Source organism: Novosphingobium sp. IK01 (assembly GCF_033242265.1).
Lineage (GTDB): Bacteria > Pseudomonadota > Alphaproteobacteria > Sphingomonadales > Sphingomonadaceae > Novosphingobium > Novosphingobium pituita.
On sequence record NZ_BTFW01000001.1, the window covers coordinates 3042083 to 3064187 of the forward strand.

The 22105-nt window shown below is 66.4% G+C and carries 20 protein-coding genes and 1 other RNA gene; 12 read left to right on the plus strand and 9 right to left on the minus strand.

Translation table 11 applies throughout. The features are described 5' to 3' along the window. Positions 1–536: 536 nt before the first annotated feature. From SBI20_RS14005 to SBI20_RS14015, 3 genes are all read left to right on the plus strand, one after another. Complete coding sequence (locus SBI20_RS14005) at positions 537–1817, plus strand: glycosyltransferase family 4 protein (RefSeq protein ID WP_317975593.1); 1281 nt, start codon at positions 537–539, stop codon at positions 1815–1817. Next, complete coding sequence (locus SBI20_RS14010) at positions 1814–2980, plus strand: acyltransferase family protein (protein WP_317975594.1); 1167 nt, start codon at positions 1814–1816, stop codon at positions 2978–2980. Before SBI20_RS14005 ends, SBI20_RS14010 begins: the two co-directional genes overlap by 4 nt. A gap of 74 nt (positions 2981–3054) precedes the next feature. Continuing rightward, positions 3055–4083, plus strand: coding sequence for an acyltransferase family protein (locus SBI20_RS14015; protein ID WP_317975595.1), 1029 nt, complete (start codon positions 3055–3057; stop codon positions 4081–4083). On the opposite strand, the gene SBI20_RS14020 is transcribed toward SBI20_RS14015, so the two are convergent. From SBI20_RS14020 to SBI20_RS14035, 4 genes are read right to left on the minus strand one after another with little or no spacing between them, the layout of a single operon-like run. Next, the gene (locus SBI20_RS14020) at positions 4049–4597 is read right to left on the minus strand and encodes an NUDIX hydrolase (RefSeq protein ID WP_317975596.1); all 549 of its coding nucleotides are present in this window, start codon (positions 4595–4597) and stop codon (positions 4049–4051) included. The genes SBI20_RS14015 and SBI20_RS14020 overlap by 35 nt on opposite strands. Next, positions 4594–5265 carry a TPM domain-containing protein gene (locus SBI20_RS14025; RefSeq protein ID WP_317975597.1) on the minus strand — a complete coding sequence of 224 codons (672 nt, stop codon included), beginning with the start codon at positions 5263–5265 and terminating at the stop codon, positions 4594–4596. The genes SBI20_RS14020 and SBI20_RS14025 overlap by 4 nt, the downstream gene beginning before the upstream one ends. 2 nt (positions 5266–5267) lie before the next feature. Continuing rightward, positions 5268–6071 carry a TPM domain-containing protein gene (locus SBI20_RS14030; RefSeq protein WP_411911528.1) on the minus strand — a complete coding sequence of 268 codons (804 nt, stop codon included), beginning with the start codon at positions 6069–6071 and terminating at the stop codon, positions 5268–5270. A gap of 6 nt (positions 6072–6077) precedes the next feature. After that, the gene (locus SBI20_RS14035) at positions 6078–6674 is read right to left on the minus strand and encodes a LemA family protein (protein WP_317976145.1); all 597 of its coding nucleotides are present in this window, start codon (positions 6672–6674) and stop codon (positions 6078–6080) included. 429 nt (positions 6675–7103) lie between these two features. On the opposite strand from SBI20_RS14035, the gene mscL reads away from it, so the two are divergent. Further along, positions 7104–7550, plus strand: coding sequence for a large conductance mechanosensitive channel protein MscL (gene mscL / locus SBI20_RS14040; protein WP_317975598.1), 447 nt, complete (start codon positions 7104–7106; stop codon positions 7548–7550). A 130-nt stretch (positions 7551–7680) separates the two neighbouring features. Beyond that, positions 7681–8025: a transfer-messenger RNA gene (ssrA, locus tag SBI20_RS14045) on the plus strand. A 56-nt stretch (positions 8026–8081) separates the two neighbouring features. Here ssrA and SBI20_RS14050 read toward each other — a convergent pair. The 3 genes from SBI20_RS14050 to SBI20_RS14060 are packed head-to-tail and all read right to left on the minus strand — an operon-like array spanning position 8082 to position 10686. Then, positions 8082–9572, minus strand: a complete 1491-nt coding sequence (locus tag SBI20_RS14050) for an MATE family efflux transporter (protein ID WP_317975599.1) — start codon at positions 9570–9572, stop codon at positions 8082–8084. Positions 9573–9577: 5 nt separating this feature from the next. After that, complete coding sequence (locus SBI20_RS14055) at positions 9578–10132, minus strand: YceD family protein (RefSeq protein ID WP_317975600.1); 555 nt, start codon at positions 10130–10132, stop codon at positions 9578–9580. Continuing rightward, positions 10129–10686, minus strand: coding sequence for a ubiquinol-cytochrome C chaperone family protein (locus SBI20_RS14060; RefSeq protein WP_317975601.1), 558 nt, complete (start codon positions 10684–10686; stop codon positions 10129–10131). Before SBI20_RS14060 ends, SBI20_RS14055 begins: the two co-directional genes overlap by 4 nt. A gap of 247 nt (positions 10687–10933) precedes the next feature. Here SBI20_RS14060 and SBI20_RS14065 point away from each other — a divergent pair, with 247 nt between their 5' ends. The 5 genes from SBI20_RS14065 to SBI20_RS14085 all read left to right on the plus strand — a co-directional run bounded on the left by SBI20_RS14065 (position 10934) and on the right by SBI20_RS14085 (position 14613). Next, positions 10934–11458, plus strand: coding sequence for an outer membrane protein assembly factor BamE (locus SBI20_RS14065; RefSeq protein ID WP_317975602.1), 525 nt, complete (start codon positions 10934–10936; stop codon positions 11456–11458). A 107-nt stretch (positions 11459–11565) separates the two neighbouring features. Beyond that, positions 11566–12705 carry a flavodoxin-dependent (E)-4-hydroxy-3-methylbut-2-enyl-diphosphate synthase gene (gene ispG / locus SBI20_RS14070; RefSeq protein WP_317975603.1) on the plus strand — a complete coding sequence of 380 codons (1140 nt, stop codon included), beginning with the start codon at positions 11566–11568 and terminating at the stop codon, positions 12703–12705. Positions 12706–12721: 16 nt separating this feature from the next. Beyond that, entirely contained in the window at positions 12722–13372 is a 651-nt protein-coding gene (locus SBI20_RS14075) for a hypothetical protein (protein WP_317975604.1), read from the plus strand. A gap of 27 nt (positions 13373–13399) precedes the next feature. Then, a complete protein-coding gene (locus tag SBI20_RS14080) occupies positions 13400–13903 on the plus strand; it encodes a GNAT family N-acetyltransferase (RefSeq protein ID WP_317975605.1) in 504 nt (167 codons plus the stop codon). 53 nt (positions 13904–13956) lie between these two features. Beyond that, on the plus strand, positions 13957–14613 hold the full coding sequence (locus tag SBI20_RS14085) for a murein L,D-transpeptidase catalytic domain-containing protein (RefSeq protein ID WP_317975606.1): 657 nt from the start codon (positions 13957–13959) through the stop codon (positions 14611–14613). Positions 14614–14739: 126 nt separating this feature from the next. On the opposite strand, the gene SBI20_RS14090 is transcribed toward SBI20_RS14085, so the two are convergent. Further along, positions 14740–16278, minus strand: coding sequence for a L,D-transpeptidase family protein (locus SBI20_RS14090; protein WP_317975607.1), 1539 nt, complete (start codon positions 16276–16278; stop codon positions 14740–14742). A gap of 140 nt (positions 16279–16418) precedes the next feature. Between SBI20_RS14090 and SBI20_RS14095 the strand changes: the two genes are divergently transcribed. Together SBI20_RS14095 and acnA are read left to right on the plus strand one after the other, a co-directional pair. After that, the gene (locus SBI20_RS14095; RefSeq protein WP_317975608.1) at positions 16419–17510 is read left to right on the plus strand and encodes a DMT family transporter; all 1092 of its coding nucleotides are present in this window, start codon (positions 16419–16421) and stop codon (positions 17508–17510) included. Positions 17511–18088: 578 nt separating this feature from the next. Continuing rightward, positions 18089–20758, plus strand: a complete 2670-nt coding sequence (acnA, locus tag SBI20_RS14100; RefSeq protein ID WP_317975609.1) for an aconitate hydratase AcnA — start codon at positions 18089–18091, stop codon at positions 20756–20758. A 219-nt stretch (positions 20759–20977) separates the two neighbouring features. On the opposite strand, the gene SBI20_RS14105 is transcribed toward acnA, so the two are convergent. Then, positions 20978–21853, minus strand: a complete 876-nt coding sequence (locus SBI20_RS14105) for a PEP-CTERM sorting domain-containing protein (RefSeq protein ID WP_317975610.1) — start codon at positions 21851–21853, stop codon at positions 20978–20980. Positions 21854–22105 lie beyond the last annotated feature (252 nt).

Here is a 22105-nt window from a genome sequence, read left to right on the forward strand (position 1 = left end):
TATTTATATCGCAAACGGATGAAATATTTGCAGCTGGGCGAGTGTACATGCAGGAGCGATTCGCCTAAATTCTAAGGGTGTTAACTAAGATTTTCAGCTTAGCATCGACAGGATGTGGGTGTTTTAAGGCATTGACTGGCAATCTTTTGGGCTTTTGCGCTTGATCTGAGAGCCCGACCCGCAGGACTTTTGGTTCTGGCTCTAAGGGGTCGCTTGGGACCGGCGCCTGTTGGGCATGGCGCTGGCATTATCGCGAACATCCCGTCTTCGCTCTCCATCGTCCCGTGAAAGGGCTGCCCAAGGGGGCTGTCTCGCCGTGTCCGGTGGGGCGGGGGCGGTTTGGAGCAAACGATAAGAACAGAGCGTGTGTAAACCCGGGAGAGGGGGCCGCGCCGGGAAGAGGAAAGGGGAACACCATGGCTGCGTTCCATTCGATCCAGACAGTCCCTTGCGGGATCGTGCGGGGGCGGCATGCGTCCCCGGAGCGCCTCCGGCATGCAGAAGGCGGGGTTGAGGGGCTTCAGGGCGCAGATGCTATGCCGCAGGCTGCCGGGGCCGAAATGGCCGGGCGCCCGATGGCGGCGTTTGCGGCCCTCGCTGCGCCCGCCATGCCCGTCTCTTGCAGGCGCAAGGCGCGGCCCGACATCATGATGATCGGTCTGCGCAGCGTCGGCGAGGGGCAGGGCGGCGTCGAAAACCACGTCGACAGGCTGGCCGGGGAACTGGATCGCATGGGGCTCAGGGTCGAGATCGTCACCCGTTCCCCCTATCAGCCGGGGCGGCACGAACGCGGACGGAACATTACGGTCAGATCCTTGTGGGCGCCGCGCGTGGTCTGGGCCGAGGCGCTGGTCCATTCGCTGCTGGCGGTGGCCTATGCCGCCTGGCGGCGTCCGGCCATCGTGCATATCCACGCCATCGGCCCCTCTATCGTGGCGCCACTGGCGCGACTGGTCGGGCTTGTGGTCGTCATGACCCACCATGGAGAGGATTACCGCCGCGAGAAATGGGGGGCGGCTGCGCGTGCGGTCCTGCGTCTGGGCGAGGCGGCGGGGGCGCGGTTTTCGCAAGGGCGCATCGTCATCTCGCCTTCGCTGCGCGCCTCGCTCGATGACAGGTTTCGGCGTCCGTTTGCCTACATTCCCAACGGGGTCTGCGTGGCAGGCCCCGTGCCGGGATGTGAGGCGCTCAGGCCTCTGGGGCTCGAACCGGGGCGGTATATTTTGAGCGTGGGGCGTCTCGTGCCCGAAAAGCGCCAGCTCGACCTGATCGAGGCACTGGCGCAGATCGCCGATCCCGCCATCCGGCTGGTTTTGGTGGGCGGTGCTGATCACGACAGCCCCTATTGCCGGCAGGTGCAGGCCCGTGCGGCGGCCGACCCCAGGGTCGTTCTGGCCGGATTGCAGAGCGGGCGTCCGCTGGCCGAATTGTACAGCCATGCCGGGGTCTTCGCGCTGCCGTCCAGCCATGAAGGCCTGTCGATCGCCCTGCTCGAAGCCATGGCCTATGGCAACCGGGTGGTGGCCAGCGCGATTGCGGCCAACCGCAATCTGGGTTTGCCCGAGGCATGCTATTTCCCCTGCGGCGATGTGCCCGCGCTGGCGGAGGCCTTGCGCGCGGCGCTGGAGGCCGACCGGCAGGACCGCCTTGCCGGGGGCGCCGATAGCGGGCGGTCCCCGCGGCAGGATTGGGGCAGGATCGTCGATGCGTTCCGCTGGGACGAAGTGGCCGCGCGCACAGCGGGGCTCTACCGCGCGGTCTCGCGCGAGGGGGGCGGACCCAGCGGGAAGGAAGATTGCAGGGAGGAGGGGCGATGAGCCGCCCGTCCCGTCTGTCCGGGGCGCCCATGCGGCGGCTTGGCCAATGGGACGGAATGCGCGGGGCCGCCATCGGGGCCGTGCTGGTCTATCACTATCTGGGGCGGTTTCCGGGGCTTGTCCCGTATGACGTGCCCCGGCCCGGCCTGCTGCGGCTCGGGCATCTGGGGGTCGATCTGTTCTTCATCATCTCGGGGTTCGTCATCGCGCGGACCTTGCAAAGCAGCGCCGACTGGCGCGAATTTGCCGTGCGCCGCCTGGTGCGGCTGGTCCCGGCGATGGCGGTGTGCTCGGTGCTGACGTTCCTCGTCGTGCACGCGATCGATACCCCGTTCACGCAAGTGCGGCGCACGGGGCTGTCGGGTTTCCTGCCCTCGCTCACGTTCACCGATCCTGCGCTCTGGCGACCGTTCTGGCCCGGCGCGGCCTATATCGACACGGTCTACTGGTCGCTGTTTACCGAAGTGCGCTTCTATGCGTGGTCGGCCGCCATCTACTTTGTCGGGGGGAGGGTGCATTTCGTCCGCAATGTCGCGCTGGGGGGCTGCGCCGTTCTGGCCCTGCTGGCGCTCGACCGGCTGGCCTTTGGCCGGGGGTGGGGGACCGGCTTGTCCGGTGGCGTCGCAGGCTGGCTGTTCTTTCCCCGCCATCTGCCCCTGCTGTGTTTCGGGGTCGTGCTTCAGGGCTTGCAGCGGGCACAGGGATGGGCGCGCCGGTGGGAGCATGCGGGCTATGGCGCGGTCTTCGCGGCGGTGGCCGTGATGCAGGCCGCGCGCGAGGGGGCGGCAGAGGGGGTCGTGACACTGGTGATCGTGGGCGCGCTCACCCGTCTGGCCATGCAGCCCCATGCGATGCGCTGGCTGGGTTGCCCGGCGCTGGTGGGGATCGGGCTGAGCAGTTATCCGCTCTATCTGCTGCATCAGAACATCGGACTGGCGTTGATTTCGGCCTTGCCGCGCGGTCTGGATTCGGGGGCCTATTGCCTGTTGCTGGGGGCTCTGGCGGCGGCCATGGGCGGGTTGGCGATAGCCGTGCATCAGGGGGTGGAGCGTCCCTGTCAGGCCTGGTTCAAGCTTCGGCAAAGGCGCCGCCGCCGTGCCGGCGGGCAAAAAGACGGGCCCGTGCCGGCAACAATCGACAGCCGGGGCGAACTCGTGGCATGATCGGGGGGACCGCCCGCGTGCCGGAAGGCGGTTGATCGGCCAGCATGTCCTGTCCGTTCGGTGGCAGGAGAAGCATGGTGGCCAAGCAGGGAGAGCAGGCAAGGCTGTCGGGTATCGACGGCGCGCGCGGAATAGCGATCCTGGCCGTGGCTTTTTTTCACATGACACGCGGGATGGTGCAGGCTGGCCACCTTGCGCCGGGGTTCGCGCTCGATCTGGCCGACCGGCTGGCCTATGGTTTTCACGTTCAGGTCTTCTTTCTGGTCTCGGGCTATTTTCTGGCGGATCGGGTGCGGACCTGGGCTGATTTCGCCCCGCGCGCGGTCAATCTCTACTGGCCCTACCTGTTGTGGTCGGGGATCAGCGGGGTCTTGCTGCTGCTGGTGCCGGGGGCCAACAACACGATCACGCTGCGCCAGTTCGTGCTGCTGCCGGTGATCCCGCTCCAGCATTTCTGGTTCCTGCTCTACCTGATCGGGTGCATTGCGCTGATGGTGCTGGCGCGCGGGCGGGTGGCGCTGATGACCGGGGCGTTCCTTGCCCTCAATCTGGCCGCGCTGGCGGCAGATCTTCCGCCCGATACGCTGGGCGTGACCATCGACAATGCGACCTATTGGCCCGCGTTCTTCTTTGCCGGGGCGCTGCTGGCCCGGTGGGGCGGATTCCCGCCTGTGCGGGCAGGGTGGTTCGTTCCGGCGGTGGTGGTGGCGCTGGGGGGCGCATGGCTCAGCGTGCGCAGCGGGATCGACATTCGCTGGAGCCTGTTTGCGCCGGTCAGCCTGTGCGCATGTTATGCGGTGCTATGCCTGGCGACTTGGGCCGACAGCAGGTTGCTGGCCTTTCTCGGGCGTCATTCGCTGCCGATCTATCTCGTTCATGTCATGGTCGGATCGGTCTTGCGCGCGCTGGTGTTCAAGCTGGCGCCCGGTGCGCCGCTGGTGCCGGTGATGATCGCGATCTGGGCTTTGTCGGTGGCGGTGCCGCTGGCGATGGAGCAGGTTGCCGCGCGGCTGGGGCTGGGGGCGCTGGCGGGGTTTGCCCCGCTCATGCGCCCGCGGCAGCGTGCTTTCATCCCGCGAGGAGTTGCGGGCCCAGCAGGGTGAGGATCTTGACGTCGACAGCCATGCCCTTGGCGCGGCAATCGGCGATATAGGCGGGAATCGCGTCGAGGGGGACGTGGTGGACGGTGATCCCTTCGTCTTCCAGTCCGCCGCCTGCCGAAACGCGGGTCAGGCCATGGGCGCGGAACAGGGTGAAGCTTTCCGAGACCATGCCCGGCGAGGACCAGAATTCGCCAAGGCTTTCCATCCGCGCGGGACGATAGCCGGTTTCCTCTTCCAGCTCGCGCGCGGCGGCGCTGGCGGCGTCTTCGCCCGCGCTGCTGTCATCGTCGCCGATGAGGCCCGCGGGAAGCTCGATGCAGGGGCGCCCCAGCGGCACGCGAAACTGTTCGACCAGCACGACCTCGCGGTTCTCGGTGATCGCGAGGATGACGGCGGCGCGGATATTGCGGCTGCGCCCGACATATTCCCAGCGGCCCCGCGTGCGCGCCACGATGAAGCGGCCTTCCCAGCGGGTTTCCTCCGGGTTGTCGCGATATTCGTCTTCAAGGCTCATAGCAGGATCGGTCCGTCGGGCAGTTCGTTGGTGGTGGTGGCCATGCGCGGGGTCGTTTCTGCAAGGACGGCGCCGATCCGGGCGATGGCGGCTTCCATGCCCTCGGCCAGCCGGTTTTCGCGCAAGGGGCCGAGCAGGGCAGCCATCGCCTCGCCCCAGACTTCGGGATCGACCTTGTCGGCAATCGCATGGTCGGCGATGATTTCGGCACGGTGTTCGGCCAGCGAGACGAACAGGACGACCCCGGTGCGCCCGCTCGTGCGGCTTTCCGCGCCCACGCGAAAGGCGGCGAGCGCACGGGCATGGACGCGCGCGTGTCGGATCGGCGCCGGGGTGAGCCACAGGCGCAGCTTCTGCCATTGCAGCACGGCCAGCGTTCCGGCGAACTTGAGCGCGGCGATGCTCAGCGCCAGCCCGAAATAGGACCGCGCCGTCCATTCGCTGGCCCACAGGCCCAGTGCCCGATCGACCAGCCCGACATAGAAACCGGGCATGGCTTCGAGCGCGGCCAGCGCGAGGAAGGCGATAAAGGCCGACCATGCCAGCGCGACATCGGCATAGCTGTCGCTGCGCGGGGTGATCACGGTGACGATCTGGCCCGCGCTCTGCGCCTCCGCACTGGCTACGGCGCGGGCGATGCGGGTATTGTCCTGCGCGCTGATCAGCATGGTCACCATCCTCCCGAGGCGCCACCGCCGCCCGAACTGCCGCCACCGCCGGAAAAGCCGCCCCCGCCGCCTCCCCAGCCACCGCCGCCGCCCCAGTCGGAACCGCCGCCACCACCCCAGCCACCGCTGGGGAAGATGAACACGCCCGGTCCCCCGCCATAGCGGCGCCCGCCCCCGCGCATCGCGCGCAGGAAGGGCAGCACGAAGAAGACGAGGAAGATCACCAGGAAGACGACCGTGCCCGCGTCGAAATGGGGCTCACTGGCCTTTTTCTGTTGCAGGGCAGCTTGCGCGGCGACCTTGCGGGCCTCGTCTTCGGGGAGCTTGAGCTGGGCGATCAGCTGGTCGGTTGCCGCGTTGATCCCGCCCGCATAGTCGCCCGCCTTGAAGCGGGGCACGATCTCGCGCTGGATGATGATCGCCGAGAGGGCGTCGGTCAGGATGCCTTCGAGGCCATAGCCGACCTCGATCCGCACTTTGTGCTCGGTGGGGGCAATGATCAGCAGGGCGCCGTCGTTGCGATCCTTGTCGCCCAGTTTCCAGGTGCGGAACAGGCGATTGGCATAGTCCTCGATTTCATAGCCCTGAAGATCGGGAATCGTGGCGACGACGAGCTGGCGCTGCGATTGCTGGTCGAGCGCGGCCAGCTTGGCGTCGAGCGCGCCGGCCTGCTCGGGCGTGAGCAGGTGGGCTTCGTCGACGACCCGGCCACTGAGCGCAGGGAATGTCTGGGCCATGGCCGGACCGGCGAGGAACGCCAGCCCGGCCATGAGCATCCCGAGGCACAGGAGTTTGAGGCGGTTCACGGTGGTTTAGTCGAACTTCACCTTGGGCGCTTCCTCGGCGCCGGGGGTCGTCGCCTGGAACGGCACCATCGGCTTGGCGCCATAGATCACCTTGGCGCCGATCACCGCCGGGAAGGTGCGGATGGTCGTGTTGTAGGACTGGACCGCGTCGTTGTAGTCGCGGCGGGCGACGGCGATGCGGTTCTCGGTGCCTTCGAGCTGGCTTTGCAGCGCGAGGAAGTTCTCGTTCGACTTGAGGTCGGGATAGGCCTCGACATTGGCCATCAGGCGGCCAAGACCCTGCGAGAGTTCGCCCTGCGCCTTCTGGTAGGCGGCGACCTTGTCAGGGTCGGTCAGGTCGGCAGCGGTGATCTGGATCGAGGTGGCCTTCGAGCGCGCCTCGGTCACCTTGACCAGCGTATCCTGTTCCTGCTTGGCATAGCCCTTGACCGTGGCGACTAGGTTGGGAACCAGATCGGCGCGCCGCTGGTACTGGTTCTGGACCTCGGCCCACTTGGCCTTGGCGTTTTCCTCGGACGTGGGGATCGAGTTGACACCGCAGCCGGCAAGGCTGGCCGCAGCCACCGTGGCCAGGGCAAAGCGGGGCAGGAAGCGGGTGAACATGCGGGACATGGGAGACAGACCTCGTTGCAGATGCCCCTGTGACATAGCGCAGAGGGGAGCCGGATCAAGGTTGTTGGTCGATATGGCCTCGCATCTTGCCGAATTGGAAACACGCTGGCAATCAACGGGCGGGCGTGGTTAAGGTTTGGTGAAACGGCCCTCACGGGGGCCAGTTTACCCCGCAACCGGCGAGGCTGGCAGCCGCTGCGGCGACCAGAACGAGACGGGGCAGAAAGCGGGTGAATACGGTGGGCATGGGGAGCGATCCTCGATTGCGGGGGGCCATCGGACATAGGGGGGCAGCCTGTCCGATCAAGGGGGCAGGCAATCGTTTTGACCGGTGGCGACGTTTTTGAAGAGCGCTGCCGGAAAATGCGGAAACGCAGCGAAATCAATGCATAAATCTGGTTAAGGAAGGACGTAGGGCAAATGGCCATTCTCGAAGAATTCAGGACGTTCATCGCACGCGGGAATGTGCTCGATCTGGCGGTCGGTGTGATCATCGGCGGGGCCTTCGGCAAGATCGTCACCTCGCTGACCGAGAGCGTGATCATGCCGGTGGTCGGGTTCGTGACCGGGGGCGTGGATTTCACCCGCTTCTTCATCCGCCTCGGGCCGATCCCCGCCACGTTCAAGGGTAGCCCCGAGAGCTATGCCGACCTGAAGGCGGCGGGCGTGCCGATGATCGGCTATGGCGATTTCATCACCCAGTCGGTCAACTTCCTGATCGTGGCTTTCATCATCTTCCTGATCGTCAAGGGCGCCAACAGCCTGGTGAAGAAGCCCGAGGCACCGGCCGCTCCGCCCGCGCCCACCGGGCCGAGCGAGGTGGACCTGCTGACCGAGATCCGCGACGCGCTCAAGGCGAAAGGCTGATCTGGGGGGGGAGCCCCTCCACCAGCCTGCGGCTGGTCCCCCTCCCCGCAAGCGGGGAGGACTGCATCCTCCCCATGCAATGGGGAGGGGGACCGCGCGGAACGCGTGGTGGAGGGGCTTTTTCCGTGAAGGTCTTCCCATCGCCGCGCGAATGCCTATATGGGGCTTTGCCGGGTTTGACCCGGCTATGACGATAAACTGCGGCGTGCAATAGACGCAGCGGACCCGGGGGCGGTACCCGGCGGCTCCACCACCTTTTCCGTTTGCGCGGAACAGATGACGGGGCCGAACTAGGATCGACGTGTGTTGAAAAGCGCTGTTTTCGTCCGGGCTGAGTAACCCGTTAAAGGCTCAAAACTCACAAGTGCCAACGACAACGAAGCACTTGCTCTCGCCGCGTAATCTGACGGCCTAACGGCCTGATCTTACAAAGCGAAAGCGCGGTTGGACACACCGGTCAACAGAAGTGATACCAGCGGCCCGGGGGGTGCCGGGCAACAGAAATCCCCCCACCTTTCCGTTTTTGCCAGCCTAGCCGGGGCTTCCCTCGGCCGCGCATTCCGCGCCGGCCTCGCTTTCGAGGCGCGCCGTGGGGGGAATGGCGCTCGCCCGCGTGCGCCAGCCGGGCCGGGCATAGGCAAGGGCGGCCAGCGCCACCGTCACCAGCGAGCCGACCGGGAACATCAGCCAGAGCGCATCGCGCCCCAGCGCCGGATAGGCCAGGTGATAGAATCCCAGTCGCACCGGGAACATCGCGAAAGCCAGGATCAGCAGCGGCGCCATGACCACGCCCCCTGCGCGCATCGTGCCGAACAGCATGATGGTGATGCCAAAGAAGATGTAGCTCCAGCTCGCAAGGATCTGGATATGGCGGGCGATGTCGACCGCCGGGCTCGTCGAGCCGAGGAACAGCACCAGCACCGGGCGGTCGAAGGCCAGCAGCAGCGCGGTCATCGTGCCGGTCACCGCAAGGTTGAGGATCACGCCCGCGCGGGTGATCTGGCCAAGGCGCGAGGCCAGACCTGCGCCGATCGATTGCGCGGCCATCGCGCTCAGCGCGGCCGAAATGGCCATCGCGGGCATCTGGAGATAGGTCCACACCTGCAAGGAGGCACCGAAGGCCGCGCTCACCATCGAGCCCTCGCGGTTGACGAGGCCGAGCGTGACGATCCCCGCGCTCGACACGATCAGCATCTGCGCGCCCATCGGTAGGCCCTTGGCGAGGATATAGCGCAATTCGTCGGCGTGGGGGATCAGGTAGACCAGTTCCGCCCGCCGCAGCCGCAAGGGCAGGTCGTGCCAGTAGCCATAGGCCAGCAGGCCCAGCATCGTGACATAGGAGGCAATCGCCGTCGCCAGCGCCGATCCGGCAATGCCCATGGCCGGAACCGGGCCGAAACCGCCGATCAGCAGCGGATTGAGCCCGCAATCGAGCACGACCGAGAGGATCATGAAATAGAGGCTGGTCTTCGCGTCGCCCGCCCCGCGCAGCCCCATCGACACCATGATCGAGATCATCATCGCCGGAAGCGCCACGAAGATCACCCGCAGGTAGGCCTGCGCAAAGCCGAAGATGTCGGCCGGGGTGGCCATCAGGCGCAGCAGGGCCGGCGCGCCCAGCCACCCGGCCACCGACACCACCGCCGAAAGCCCCACGCAAAAGCCGAGCGCTGTCCCGAACGTGCGCCGCGCAGCATCGGTCCGTCCGGCCCCGAAAGCCTGCCCGACCTTGACCGTGGCGGCCATGCCGAAGCCGAATACCGCGGCAAAGACCAGAAAGGTCACCACATTGGCATTGGCCGTGGCCGCCAGCGCCGAATCGCCGAGCATCCGCCCGACCCAGATCGTGTTGATGGAGCCGTTGAGCGATTGCAGGATATTGCCGACCAGCGTGGGCAGCGAGAAGAACAGCAGCGTCTTGAGGATGGGCCCGCGCGTCAGGTCGCGGGCGCCGGGGCCGCCCGCAGCGGTATTTTGAGGCGCCGTATTTTTGGGCGCGCTGTTGTCCTGGCCGCGGGCCATCGGGATCAGTCCTTTTTCTGAAGTGCGGAAAGGGCTGCAAACGGTCCGCTGGCGGGGTCTCCGGCCAGATTGTGTTCGGCGCGGGCCTTGTCGGCAAGGGGCCCTTCGGCGAAGGGATCGATGGCGAGCGCGAGGCTTTGCGCGATGGCCTCGCCCAGATCGAAGGTCAGGCCCGAATAGGGGATATCGTCGCAGTCATTGGCGCTCAGCTCGATTTCCTCGTCCGGCTCGGCCTCGACCTGCGTTTCGGGCACGAAGCGCAAGTGCAGCGCCTCGTTGATGGCGACCGGGAAATCCTCGCCCGAAATGGCGCAGGCCTGGTCGATCGCGGCGGTGAGCCGGCCGTCGGCGCGAATGATGGCGCCATCGACGCTCAAGCGCACCTGGGCGCGCATGGCGTGGATGGCCGAGATGCCAAAGCGCGCGGCCAGACGGCGGCGTTCGGCTTCGTCGGGTTCGAGCACGAGCGGGGCATCGGTGATCTGGCGCAAGTCCACCATGCGGGAAAATTCGGTCACTTGCTTTTCGGGCTGCTTTTCGGGGCTTGCCTGTTCGTTCATCGTCCGATCTCCGCGGCCAGAACCCGGTCGCCGGGCACCAGCGCGAGCCCGGCGGCAAAGGCGCGGGCACGGCGGGCAAGAGCCAGGGCGAGCGGGGAGGGGCCGTCTGTTGGGGTGTCCTGTTGGGCCGGCTCCTGCCGGAAAGTCATGTTGCGGGCAATGGCAAGGGCCAGTTCGCGTTCGGCCTGATCGGCAGCCAGCGCCGTGCGATAGGCGCCCAGCCGCCCGCCCAGCGTGCCCATCAGCTTGCCGATGTGCTTGCCCACCACCAGGTCGCCTACGCCGCCCTGGCGCAACTGGCCGTCCATGTCCTCGACGAACAGTTCGGTCAGCCATACCGAGGGCGTGATCAGCGCCTCGTCGCGCTCCATCCGCAGCAGCACGAGCGCGAGGATCAGGGTGATCATGTCGAACCGCCCGGCCACGCTGTCGGCCACGCCGCAGGTGGCGTACCATTCCTTTTCGCGGGCGATTTCGACCACGCGGTGCCAGAGCGGGCGCACGCCGTCGCGTTCGTCGTGGGAGCGGCCCATCAGGCGGGCGAGCAGGGACATGGAGGCATCCTCGTTTGTGGGCGGCATTGGCAGGCGGCGTTCGCAGGCAGCGCGGGGCTGCCTGATGGCGTGGGCCGACAGGGTGGGCCGGCAGGGTGGACCAATGTGGCCAATCGGGAAACCGCCATTGCGGACAACCCGTTTCGCCCCTAAGGCTTGGGCAGGGTATAGGGCGCCGGCGCGCGAAGGCATAGTGGGCCTTTGCACCGGTTTGCCTGTTGCACGGGTTCGGGTTGGAGTTGAGGGAATGCGCGATAATCGGATGGTCGTGAAGGGCGCGGGGCTGGCCCTGCTGGTCGCGCTCACCAGCGGCTGTGCCAGCATCCACGATCATCGCGGGTTCCAGATGGAAAAGGCGCTGACCGATTCGATCGAGCCGGGCGTCGACAACCACACTTCGGTCGAACATGCGCTGGGACAGGCCACCTTCAAGAGCCAGTTCGGCCCGCAGAGCTGGTACTACATCTCGATCGACACCCGGCAGAAGCCGTTCCAGCGTCCGCGCACGACCAGCGAGCAGATTCTCAAGATCGATTTCGACCCGGCTGGCAATGTCAGCACGGTCGGCCACCAGACCCTGACCCGCGTGCCCACGATCCACCCCGTGCGCGAGAACACGCCCACGCTGGGCCGTCACCGCAGCTTCTTCCAGGATCTGTTCGGCAATATCGGCGCCGTCGGCGCGCTTCCGGGCGGCATGAACAGCCAGACCCAGGGCGGCGGCGGCAATACAGGTGGCGGGCGGACGGGTACCGGTCCGAACGGCAGCTGATCGCACGGGCCTGATTCCGGCCCGATGATCGGGCCGGATTTCCGGTTGAGGAAAAGCAGGCCGTTTGAGGGTGGAAACGCGCAGACCATGCGCGTATAAGCCGCCCCATGAGCGAGATCCGTCCCTGGCGCACTATCGAGCGCCGCAAGAGCCGCCAGATCATGGTTGGCAGTGTTCCGGTTGGTGGCGATGCCCCCATCACGGTCCAGACCATGACCAACACCCTGACCAGCGATGCCGTGGCCACGATCGACCAGATCCGCCGCTGCGAGGATGCGGGCGCCGACCTGATCCGCGTGTCGTGCCCCGACGTGGAGAGCACCGCCGCGCTGGGCAAGATCGTCAAGGCCTCGCGCATTCCGATCATCGCCGACATCCATTTCCACTACAAGCGCGCGCTTGAAGCTGCTGACGCGGGCGCGGCCTGCCTGCGCATCAATCCGGGCAACATCGGTTCGCCCGACCGCGTGGCCGAAGTGGTTCGCGCGGCCAAGGCCAACGGCTGCGCCATCCGCATCGGCGTCAACGGCGGCAGCCTCGAAAAGCACTTGCTCGAAAAGTATGGCGAGCCTTGCCCCGATGCGCTCGTCGAATCCGCGCTCGATCACATCAAGCTGCTTCAGGACCACGATTTCCACGAATACAAGGTCGCCGTGAAGGCTTCGGACGTGTTCATGGCGGTCTCGGCCTACATGGGCCTAGCCGAAGCGGTCGATTGCCCGCTGCATCTGGGCATCACCGAGGCGGGCGGTCTGATCGGCGGCACCGTCAAGTCGGCCATCGGCATCGGCAATCTGCTCTGGGCCGGCATCGGCGACACGATGCGCGTCTCGCTCTCGGCCGAGCCCGAAGAGGAAGTGCGCGTCGGCTTTGAAATCCTCAAGACGCTGGGCCTGCGCACGCGCGGCGTGCGCGTCGTCTCGTGCCCGAGCTGCGCGCGTCAGGGCTTCGACGTGATCCGCACGGTCGAGGCGCTCGAAGCGCGTCTCCAGCACATCAAGACCCCGATCTCGCTCTCGGTTCTGGGCTGCGTGGTCAATGGGCCGGGCGAAGCGCGCGAGACCGACATCGGCCTGACCGGTGGCGGCAACGGCAAGCACATGGTCTATCTCTCGGGCGTGACCGACCACACCGTGCAGTCGGACGAAATGCTCGATCACATCGTCTCGCTGGTCGAGGCGAAGGCCGCGCAGCTCGAAGCCGAAGCCGATGCGGCGGCGGCCCGCGTGGGCGAGCCCGCTGAATAAGCCAGGGTTCCTGAAAATGCCGGGCCAGAAAATGCCGGGATGGAAAGGCCTTGCGCCAGCGCTTGCGCTGGTCGGTGCGGTCGCTCTTCCCGGCGTTTTCGCGCCTGCGGTCGCGGCCCCTGTTCCTGCTGCGGCTGGAAGCGCTTTTGCGGCGGACCTCGCGCGGTTCGAGGCGGGGGACGCCACGCTCGATGCGCGCGCCTTGCGCTTTGCCAACCGGGCGCGGCTGGGCGGGACCATCCCCGAGTGGGACAAGGCGGGCGAGGCCTGGGCCCTGCTGGCCAAAAGCCCCGCCCGCGCACTGGCCTTGGCCGATGCGGAGCGTGAGGCCGACCCGCTCAGCCTCAATGCGCTGACCCTTCAGGAAGAGGCCTTGCAGCGTCTGGGCCGGGGTGCCGATGCGCAAGTGCGTCATCGCCAGATCCTGATCCTCCTGCGTGCAATCACCGGCGGAACCGATGGCGCCAGCCGCGAGCGGGCCTGGAACGTGGTGAGCGCGGCGGAAAAGGACACTGCCCTCGTCCTGCTCGGCTATCTGGTCACCGGCGAACGGATCGAGCGCGAGGGGGACCATGTCTGGGCCCTCGTCACCGCCCGCCCTCCCGTCGGGGAGGGGGCCAGCACGATCTGGATTTCCATCGACGGCCTCGTCCCGGCGAGCGCCTGACCCCTTTTTCCTGTCGGGAACCCAAGCATGACTGCCACCATCCGCCCCGCCACGCGCGACGATCTCCCGCTGATCGCCAGCCTGATCCGCGAACTGGCCGACTACGAAAAGCTGCTCGACAAAGTGCGCTTCGACGAGGAGGTGCTGGCCGGGCACTTGTTCGGGCCGCGCCCGATGGCTGAAGTGGTGATCGCGCAAAACGCCGGGGAAGCGGCCGGATTTGCCCTGTTCTTCCACAATTTCTCGACGTTCGAGGGCAAGCCGGGGATCTACCTCGAAGACCTCTACGTGCGGCCCGAGGCGCGCGGGGCCGGATTGGGCAAGGCCCTGTTGCAGCATCTGGCGCGGCTGGCGGTCGAGCGGGGCTGTGCGCGGCTCGAATGGTCGGTGCTCGACTGGAACGCACCCTCGATTGCCTTCTACCATGCGCTCGGTGCGCGGATGATGAACGAATGGCGGACCATGCGCGTCGATGACGATGCCCTGCTGGAACTGGGCGGGGCAGTGCGGAGTGGTGCGCAATCGGGCTGAGCCGAGCCACTTCGTTCAGCATTTTTCCATGGGGCCGGGTATAGAATGGCCTCATGACATTGCTGCCCGACTCGCCCGTTTCTGCTCTATCTGTTTCGCGCCGCGCGATTTTGCGCGGGGGCGCCGTGGCAGGGGCGCTGGTCGGGGGCGGTCTTGCCACGCGGGTCTTTGCGCAGGCCTGGTCGATGAGCGAGCAGCACCGCAAGATTCTGGCCTTGGCCGCCGCCCAGCGCGCGAGGGTGGCCAATCTGCTCTGGCATGGCGACGTGGTCGGGGTGGCCGATTTCGCGCTGCCGTCCTCGCTGCCGCGCTTTCACTTTGCCGATCTGGAAGCCGGGCGGGTGCAATCGATTCTGGTTGCCCATGGCCGTGGCTCCGACCCGGAACACGACGGGTTCCTCAAGGTCTTTTCCAATCAGGTCAACAGCCTGGCCACTTCGCGCGGGGCCTTCATCACCAATGAATGGTATCGCGGCAAATATGGCCCCTCGATCCGCCTGACCGGCGTGGACCCCGACAACACCATGGCGCAGGACCGCGCCATCGTCGTCCATCCGGCCTGGTATGCCAATGCCGACATGCTGGAGAAATGGGGCAAGCTGGGGCGCAGCGACGGCTGCTTTGCCTTGCCCGAGGCCGATTTTGCCCAGGCGCTCACGCGGCTGGCGGGCGGGAGGCTGATCTATTCCGACCGTCTGGGATTTGCCTGAAAGGGCCCCTCCGTCAGGCCTGCGGCCTGCCACCTCCCCATTTCATGGGGAGGATCTTGAGGTCCTCCCCGCATGGCGGGGAGGTGGCAGCCCGAAGGGCTGACGGAGGGGCGAAATTCCAAAGGCTTACAGCGGATTATCCAGCTTGGTCACCGCTTCGTTGCTCTTGCGCTGGGTGGTGTGGAGCTGGCGCGGCTGGGCGAAGCTGGCGATGACCTTGGGGTCGCGGCCATAGAGGTCGGAGAAGCTGCGCAGGGTGCCGTTCACGTCGCGCGCGACGGTGAAATAGGTGATGTAGACCGGGAAGGGCTTGGTCATCGGCACCTTGGTATACTTGCCCGAGAGGCTGTATTCGACTGCCGTGTCCTTGGGCAGGTCGGCGCCCAGAATGGCCATCGTCATCGCCAGTTCGGTCGCGCGTTCGGCGCGGATGCAGCCGTGCGAAAGCGCGCGGTTGGTCTGGGCGAACAGCGTCCGGTTGGGCGTGTCGTGGATGTAGATGGCAAATTCGTTGGGCATGTCGAGCTTGACCCGGCCCAGCGAATTGGTCGGTCCGGGCTGCTGGACGACCTGGATCGTGCCGTCGGGGAACTGCTTGACCGTATAGTTCAGGCGCTTGGCCTTGGCCGGATGGGCCAGCAGGTCGGCGCCAAGGCCTTCACCCTTCACGATCGATTGCGGAACCGTCCAGGTCGGGTTGAACACCACGTTCTGGACCATTTCGGCCAGCTGGGGCGTGGCGGTCTTGCCCGGACGGCCCACGATGGCGCGATAGGTGGTGATGATCTGGTTGTTGACGGTGAGCCGGAGCATCTGCTCGGGCACGTTGATGCTCAGGTATTGCAGGCCCAGATCGCGGGCCATCCAGCGCCAGCGATCCATGTTGGCGCGCAGCATGGCGATCTGCTTGGGGTCTTTCGTGCTGGCCAGCATCGTGCGCAGCAGCGCATAATCGGGGTGCGTGGGCAGGAGCGAACGCAGCGTGCCCTTCACGTCGTGGTTTTCGGTGGCCTGGGCCAGCAGGGCCGAATTGGGGTGAAGATCCTGGTCGGGGTCGACGATGAACCACTGTTCGCGGTCGATCATCGGGGTACGCCCGTCGCGCAGGTCTTCGGCCAGCCACACGAACAGCTTGCTTGCCAGCTGGTTGAGCGCGTCGCCTTCGCCCTGGGCAATCGCCGCCGAGAGCGCGGCAGGCTGGTAGTCGCGCGCGAAGAGGCCTTCGGTGCCGATGCCGCGAATGGCCGAGAGCAGGTCGCGTGCGTCTTCGAGCGTCCAGACGGCGACGGGCGGCGGCGCCTCGACCTGCGGCTGGGCGGCTGCATTCTGGCCTGTCGTGTTCTGGGCCGCCGTGTTCTGAACTGGCGCGGCCTTTGACGCAGGCGGGGTGGACACTTCCACCGCCGGGGTGGCCGCCGAAGAACCGGTGCGCGGGGCCGGGTGCGCGCCGGGCTGGGGCGCTGGCGCCTGCTGCATCTGGGCGGTCAGGTCGACCGGGCCGTGGTCTTCCTGCGCCCGGGCTGCCGGGCGGGCCTGTGCGGCTTGGGGCAGGACGGGGAGCGCCAGAATGGGGAGCGCTGCGGCGACGGGGGTGAGAAAGCTGCCCAGAATCAGGGCGCGGCTTTGGAAGAGGCGCGTCCGGAGACGGGTGATCGGGGGGTGCATCGGTGTGAAAATCCCTGTAGCCATTCGTGTCGCGCAAGGCAGCGCGCTCGGGTCATCCCTGCCCGAAGGCCCCCTGCCAATCAAGCAAGGAGGCTTTCGCCAGCCTGAATTTGATCAGCCTGAAGGGGCGGGGCGCCGGATTGTCGTCCACCTTGCCGTTCTTCGGGGAAACGAACGGCGCGGTTTTCGTTTCCGGCCAGTTTGCCGCCGCGGGCGGGGGGCGCTATGGCGCAGGCGGCATGACCGTCTCCCCCCCTTCCGCGCCCGTTTCCCCGGCTCCGCATTCGTCGCCGCTCGCTTCGGGCGCGCGCTCCTCCGTGGGCGGCATGCTGCCCGTTCTGGTCGCCATGACCGGGCTGGCCTGTTTCAGCGTGATGGACGGGGTGATGAAGGCCGCGGCGATCGTGCTGGGGGCCTTTGCCACGATCTTCTGGCGCAGTGTGATCGGCAGCATGCTGATGGCGCCGTGGTGGGCGCGCGAGACTGTGCGCAAGCGCGGGGGACGCCTGCCGCCGCGCGCGATCATGGGGCTTCATGTCCTGCGCGCGGGGCTCACGGCGGGGATGTCGACGCTCTACTTCGACGGGGTCGTGCGCATGCCGCTGGCCCAGGCCATGGCGCTCTCGTTCGTGGCGCCGCTGATCGCGCTCTATCTGGCGGCCCTGACGCTGGGCGAGCGGCTGCGGCCAAGGGCCGTGGTGGGCTCTCTCGTGGCGCTGGCCGGGGTGGGCGTGATCGCGGCGGACGAACTGGGCCATGCGCCGGGCGGCGATGGCTGGCGCGGACTGATCGAGATTCTGGTTTCGGCGGTGCTCTATGCGTTCACGCTGGTCTTGCAGCGGCGTCAGGCGCAAGTGGCGACCCCGGTCGAAGTGGCTTTCTTCCAGAGCATTCTGGTCGCGCTGATCCTGTTGCCACTGGCGCTGGTCTGGGCGCCCTGGCCCGCGCCGTTCGCATGGGGGCTGGTGGCGCTGGGGGCGGTGCTGGCGGTGGCCTCGATGATGCTGCTGGCCTGGGCCTATGCGCGGGCCGAGGCGCAAGTGCTGGTGCCGCTCGAATATACCGCGTTCATCTGGGCTGCGCTGGTGGGCTGGCTGGCCTTTGCCGAACCGCTGACGCGCGGCACGCTGGGTGGCGTGGTGCTGATCGTGGCAGGCTGCGTGTTCGCCACCCGGCGCGGGAGTGGGGAAGGCACAAAGGCGCCGGGGCCGACAGCCCTTGAAGGGATGTGAGAGCCCGACCCAAAAGTCGGTCGGCGGAGGTTTGGCGAGGGATTTTGGGTCACCACAAGGAGGCTGAGAGCCCAGCGATGCTGGAAGCATCGTGGCGAACAGCCGACGCCGTGGTGGCGCAAAAGACACGCCAAACCGACCCGAAGGACTTTTGGGTCGGGCTCTGAGTGGCAGGTTCAGGCGCACGAAGCGCGCGCGTGATTGTTCGCAGGCGATGTTTCCTGTCGCGGAAGCCGGAATTTGCGATAGGATCGGTCTGCTCGCGACGATTCGGGCCGGTTTGCGGGGTGTCGCGCACGGTGTTTGAGCCCGGTGCATCCAGGGGTCATGCGATGGCCTGAAGGGGTGTGAGCGGCGAACTGCACCCATGTTGAGACAATAGTTCTGCTATTGCGTCGCAGTAAGGCAAATCCCGCAAATTTAGCGAAATCCCGCCCTTGACGGGGCCCCCGCGAAGGCGCAGGGGGCAGCCGTTCACGAGAGGCCATCCCGCGCATGTCGTGACCGTTCCGGTGGAACCGGTCGAAACTTTCGCGGCTGCGTCATCTCGCAACACGGCAGGAGGATTTCGCTTAGCCATGACCCAGGTCGGACAGGACTCGCTCGGCACGCGCAGCACGCTCAATGTTGGCGGCAAGAACGTCGCCTACTACTCTCTCAAGAAGGCCGCCGAAAAGGTCGGCGACATTTCGCGTCTGCCCTTCTCGATGAAGGTGCTGCTGGAAAACCTTCTTCGCTTCGAGGACGGTGGCTTCACCGTTTCGGCCGACGACGTCAAGGCGATCGTCGACTGGCAGAAGAACCCCTCGAGCAGCGCTGAAATCCAGTACCGCCCCGCGCGCGTGCTGCTTCAGGACTTCACCGGCGTTCCCTGCGTGGTGGACCTTGCCGCCATGCGCGACGCCATCGCCAAGCTCGGCGGCGACACCAGCAAGATCAACCCGCTGGTTCCCGTTCACCTGGTGATCGACCACTCGGTCATGGTCGACGAATTCGGCCACCCCAAGGCGTTCGAACAGAACGTCGAGATCGAGTACTACCGCAACGGCGAGCGCTACGACTTCCTCAAGTGGGGTTCCAAGTCGCTCTCGAACTTCCATGCGGTTCCCCCGGGCACCGGCATCTGCCACCAGGTGAACCTTGAGCACATCGCGCAGGCGGTGTGGACATCGGAAGACCAGGACGGCAACCTCGTCGCCTATCCCGACACTTGCGTCGGCACCGACAGCCACACCACCATGATCAACGGTCTGGGCGTGCTGGGCTGGGGCGTGGGCGGCATTGAAGCCGAAGCGGCCATGCTCGGCCAGCCGGTCTCGATGCTCGTCCCCGAAGTCGTCGGCTTCAAGTTCACCGGCGAACTTCAGGAAGGCGTGACCGCCACCGACCTCGTGCTGACCGCCACCAACATGCTGCGCAAGCATGGCGTGGTTGGCCGCTTCGTCGAATACTTCGGCCCCGGCCTTGCCGGCCTGACGCTCGCCGACCGTGCGACGCTCGCCAACATGGCCCCCGAATACGGCGCGACCTGCGGCTTCTTCGGCATCGACGAAAAGACCCTGGACTACATGCGCCTGACCGGCCGTGAAGAAGACCAGATCGCGCTCGTCGAGGCCTATGCCAAGGAACAGGGCTTCTGGATCGACCCCTCGGTCGAACCGATCTTCACCTCGACCCTCGAACTCGACCTCTCGACCGTCGTGCCCTCGCTCGCCGGTCCCAAGCGTCCGCAGGACAAGGTCGTCCTCCCCGAAGTGGACGACGTGTTCAACAAGGATCTGGGCGAAGTCTACAAGAAGACCCAGTCGCGCGTTCCGGTCGAAGGCAAGGCCCACGACATCGGCGACGGCGACGTGGTGATCGCGGCGATCACCAGCTGCACCAACACCTCGAATCCGGGCGTGCTGATCGCGGCTGGCCTCGTTGCCAAGAAGGCCGACGAATTCGGCCTCAAGCCCAAGCCCTGGGTCAAGACCTCGCTGGCCCCCGGCTCGCAGGTCGTCACTGACTACCTCGAAAAGGCCGGCCTCCAGTCGCACCTCGACTCGATCGGCTTCAACCTCGTGGGCTATGGCTGCACCACCTGCATCGGTAACTCGGGTCCGCTCGCCGAACCGATCAGCAAGGCGATCAACGAAAACGGCATCGTCGCCGCTTCGGTGATCTCGGGCAACCGCAACTTCGAAGGCCGCGTCAGCCCCGACGTGCGCGCCAACTTCCTGGCCTCGCCGCCGCTCGTGGTCGCCTATGCCCTCAAGGGCACCGTGGTCGAAGACTTCACCACGACCCCGATCGGCAAGAGCAAGGACGGCGTGGACGTCTACCTCAAGGATCTCTGGCCGACCAACGAGGAAGTCCACTCGGTCATGGCTGGCGCCATGGACCGTCCGATGTTCCAGGCCCGCTATGCCGACGTCTACAAGGGCGACAAGCACTGGCAGGCGATCAACGTGACGGGTTCGGAAACCTACTCGTGGCGTGCGGGCTCGACCTATGTGGCCAACCCGCCCTACTTCGAGGGCATGACGATGACCCCGGCTCCGCTGTCGGACATCGTGGGCGCCAAGCCGCTGCTGATCCTGGGCGACTCGATCACCACCGACCACATCTCGCCGGCCGGCTCGATCAAGGCCGACAGCCCGGCGGGCAAGTGGCTCCAGGAGCACCAGGTCGCCAAGGCCGACTTCAACTCCTACGGCGCGCGCCGTGGCCATCACGAAGTCATGATGCGCGGCACCTTTGCCAACATCCGTATCAAGAACGAGATGGTTCCGGGCACCGAAGGCGGCTTCTCGCGCTATGGCGATGAAGTGGGCGCGGTCTATGACGTCGCCCAGAAGTACAAGGCCGACGGCACCCCGATGGTGGTCATCGCGGGCAAGGAATACGGCACCGGTTCGTCGCGCGACTGGGCGGCCAAGGGCACCAACCTGCTCGGCGTGCGCGCCGTGATCGTCGAGAGCTTCGAGCGTATCCACCGCTCGAACCTGGTCGGCATGGGCGTGCTTCCGCTCCAGTTCCTCGACGGCCAGACCCGCCAGAGCCTGGGCCTGACCGGCGACGACGCCTTCACCATCGAAGGCATCGCCAACCTCCAGCCCCGCCAGACCGTGACCGTCAAGGTCACCCGCGCCGACGGCAGCAGCTTCACCTTCGAAGCCCTGTGCCGCATCGACACGGCCAACGAGCTGGAATACTTCAACAACGGTGGCATCCTGCACTACGTGCTGCGCAAGCTGGCGGCCTGACGGCCACCAGCGCACCGTCGCTGATCTGAAAAAGGGGCGGTCCTGCAAAGGGCCGCCCTTTTTCGTTGTGCGGGTGAGGAGGGGGGAACAGGGAGGGGGCAACAGGCCCGGCGCAGCGATGCAGACAGGCCAACGAAAAAGGGACGGCTTCCCCCCGAAAGCCGTCCCCCCGTGGAGACCGTCAGGTCACGACTGCTGCCGTGGGCCCGATCCGTGGTTTCAGGCCACCTGACGGCTCCTGCCCCAGCGCTGACGCGCGACCAGTGCTGCGGCTGCGGCTCCGAAGAGGAGGACCATCGAGGGTTCGGGCACGTCGGTGCCGCCGTTGGTGGTCCCGCTGCTGGTGCTTCCGTTCGACGAACTGCTGGACGATGAAGACGAAGAGGAAGACGTCGACGAGGACGACGAAGTGGAGGTCGACGACGACGTTGATGTCGAACTCGATGTCGACGAGCTGGACGACGTGCTCGTCGAGACATTGCCCGAAGACGTCGAGACGTTGCCGCTCGACGTGGACACGTTGCCGCTGGAGGTCGAGACATTGCCGCTCGACGTGGATACGCTGCCGCTGGAGGTGGACACGTTGCCACTGGACGTGGAAACATTTCCGCTCGACGTGGACCCGCCAGAGGTAGAAGTCGATCCGCCCGAGGTGGACGTGGACGTCGACCCGGTGCTGGTCGAGGAGACCACCACGTTCCCGCCGCCGCCACCGCTGCCGCCAAAGAACCCGCCGAAGAACCCGCCGCCAAAGCCGCCGAAGCCCCCCACGGGGCCCCCGCCGATGACCACCGGCACGCCGCCGCTGCCACCCGGATCGGTCGGGAGAGGGGCCATGTAGGGGCCCGGATCGGCGGCCGCATATTGGGGAGCCGCCGGCACGCAGGCAGGCGCTGGCGGGGCGGCGACGATCTTGCGGTAGCGATGGACCTTGCGGTGAACCACGCGCTTGATCGGGCGCGGCTTGGCCTGCTTGATCTTGATCGGCTTGATATGGTGGATCTCGCCGGTGGACGGCGCTTCGGAGACGTGAACCGCGCCCCCGCCCAGAACCGCGCCACCTGCCGCGCAGGCCGCCAGTTTCGCCAATGCCATCCTAACCGACATGATCATCGCTCTCGCTAGAGCCCGGAGCGGAACTGCTTCGGGCGCCGAATTCGTGAACGGGGTCTAGCAGCGAACGCTTAACAGGCCACTTCCCCGTCTGTGCCTGTGAACAACGCAGATCAGCAGCCCAGCGTCCATGGCATTAACCGGGTTTGACGCCTCTGGATTGCGATATTTTGCCGCAAAGGCACCGGTGGGGTTAACTCTGTCCCAATCTGGAACTTCCCGCGCGCCCAGTGT

Bases quoted from the DNA above. Each gene is read 5' to 3' on its own strand.
- SBI20_RS14005 (WP_317975593.1), top strand. From the start codon at position 537: ATGCCGCAGGCTGCCGGGGCCGAAATGGCCGGGCGCCCGATGGCGGCG.
- SBI20_RS14010 (WP_317975594.1), top strand. From the start codon at position 1,814: ATGAGCCGCCCGTCCCGTCTGTCCGGGGCGCCCATGCGGCGGCTTGGC.
- SBI20_RS14015 (WP_317975595.1), top strand. From the start codon at position 3,055: ATGGTGGCCAAGCAGGGAGAGCAGGCAAGGCTGTCGGGTATCGACGGC.
- SBI20_RS14020 (WP_317975596.1), bottom strand. From the start codon at position 4,597: ATGAGCCTTGAAGACGAATATCGCGACAACCCGGAGGAAACCCGCTGG.
- SBI20_RS14025 (WP_317975597.1), bottom strand. From the start codon at position 5,265: ATGCTGATCAGCGCGCAGGACAATACCCGCATCGCCCGCGCCGTAGCC.
- SBI20_RS14035 (WP_317976145.1), bottom strand. From the start codon at position 6,674: ATGTTCACCCGCTTCCTGCCCCGCTTTGCCCTGGCCACGGTGGCTGCG.
- mscL (WP_317975598.1), top strand. From the start codon at position 7,104: ATGGCCATTCTCGAAGAATTCAGGACGTTCATCGCACGCGGGAATGTG.
- SBI20_RS14050 (WP_317975599.1), bottom strand. From the start codon at position 9,572: ATGGCCCGCGGCCAGGACAACAGCGCGCCCAAAAATACGGCGCCTCAA.
- SBI20_RS14055 (WP_317975600.1), bottom strand. From the start codon at position 10,132: ATGAACGAACAGGCAAGCCCCGAAAAGCAGCCCGAAAAGCAAGTGACC.
- SBI20_RS14060 (WP_317975601.1), bottom strand. From the start codon at position 10,686: ATGTCCCTGCTCGCCCGCCTGATGGGCCGCTCCCACGACGAACGCGAC.
- SBI20_RS14065 (WP_317975602.1), top strand. From the start codon at position 10,934: ATGCGCGATAATCGGATGGTCGTGAAGGGCGCGGGGCTGGCCCTGCTG.
- ispG (WP_317975603.1), top strand. From the start codon at position 11,566: ATGAGCGAGATCCGTCCCTGGCGCACTATCGAGCGCCGCAAGAGCCGC.
- SBI20_RS14075 (WP_317975604.1), top strand. From the start codon at position 12,722: ATGCCGGGCCAGAAAATGCCGGGATGGAAAGGCCTTGCGCCAGCGCTT.
- SBI20_RS14080 (WP_317975605.1), top strand. From the start codon at position 13,400: ATGACTGCCACCATCCGCCCCGCCACGCGCGACGATCTCCCGCTGATC.
- SBI20_RS14085 (WP_317975606.1), top strand. From the start codon at position 13,957: ATGACATTGCTGCCCGACTCGCCCGTTTCTGCTCTATCTGTTTCGCGC.
- SBI20_RS14090 (WP_317975607.1), bottom strand. From the start codon at position 16,278: ATGCACCCCCCGATCACCCGTCTCCGGACGCGCCTCTTCCAAAGCCGC.
- acnA (WP_317975609.1), top strand. From the start codon at position 18,089: ATGACCCAGGTCGGACAGGACTCGCTCGGCACGCGCAGCACGCTCAAT.
- SBI20_RS14105 (WP_317975610.1), bottom strand. From the start codon at position 21,853: ATGGCATTGGCGAAACTGGCGGCCTGCGCGGCAGGTGGCGCGGTTCTG.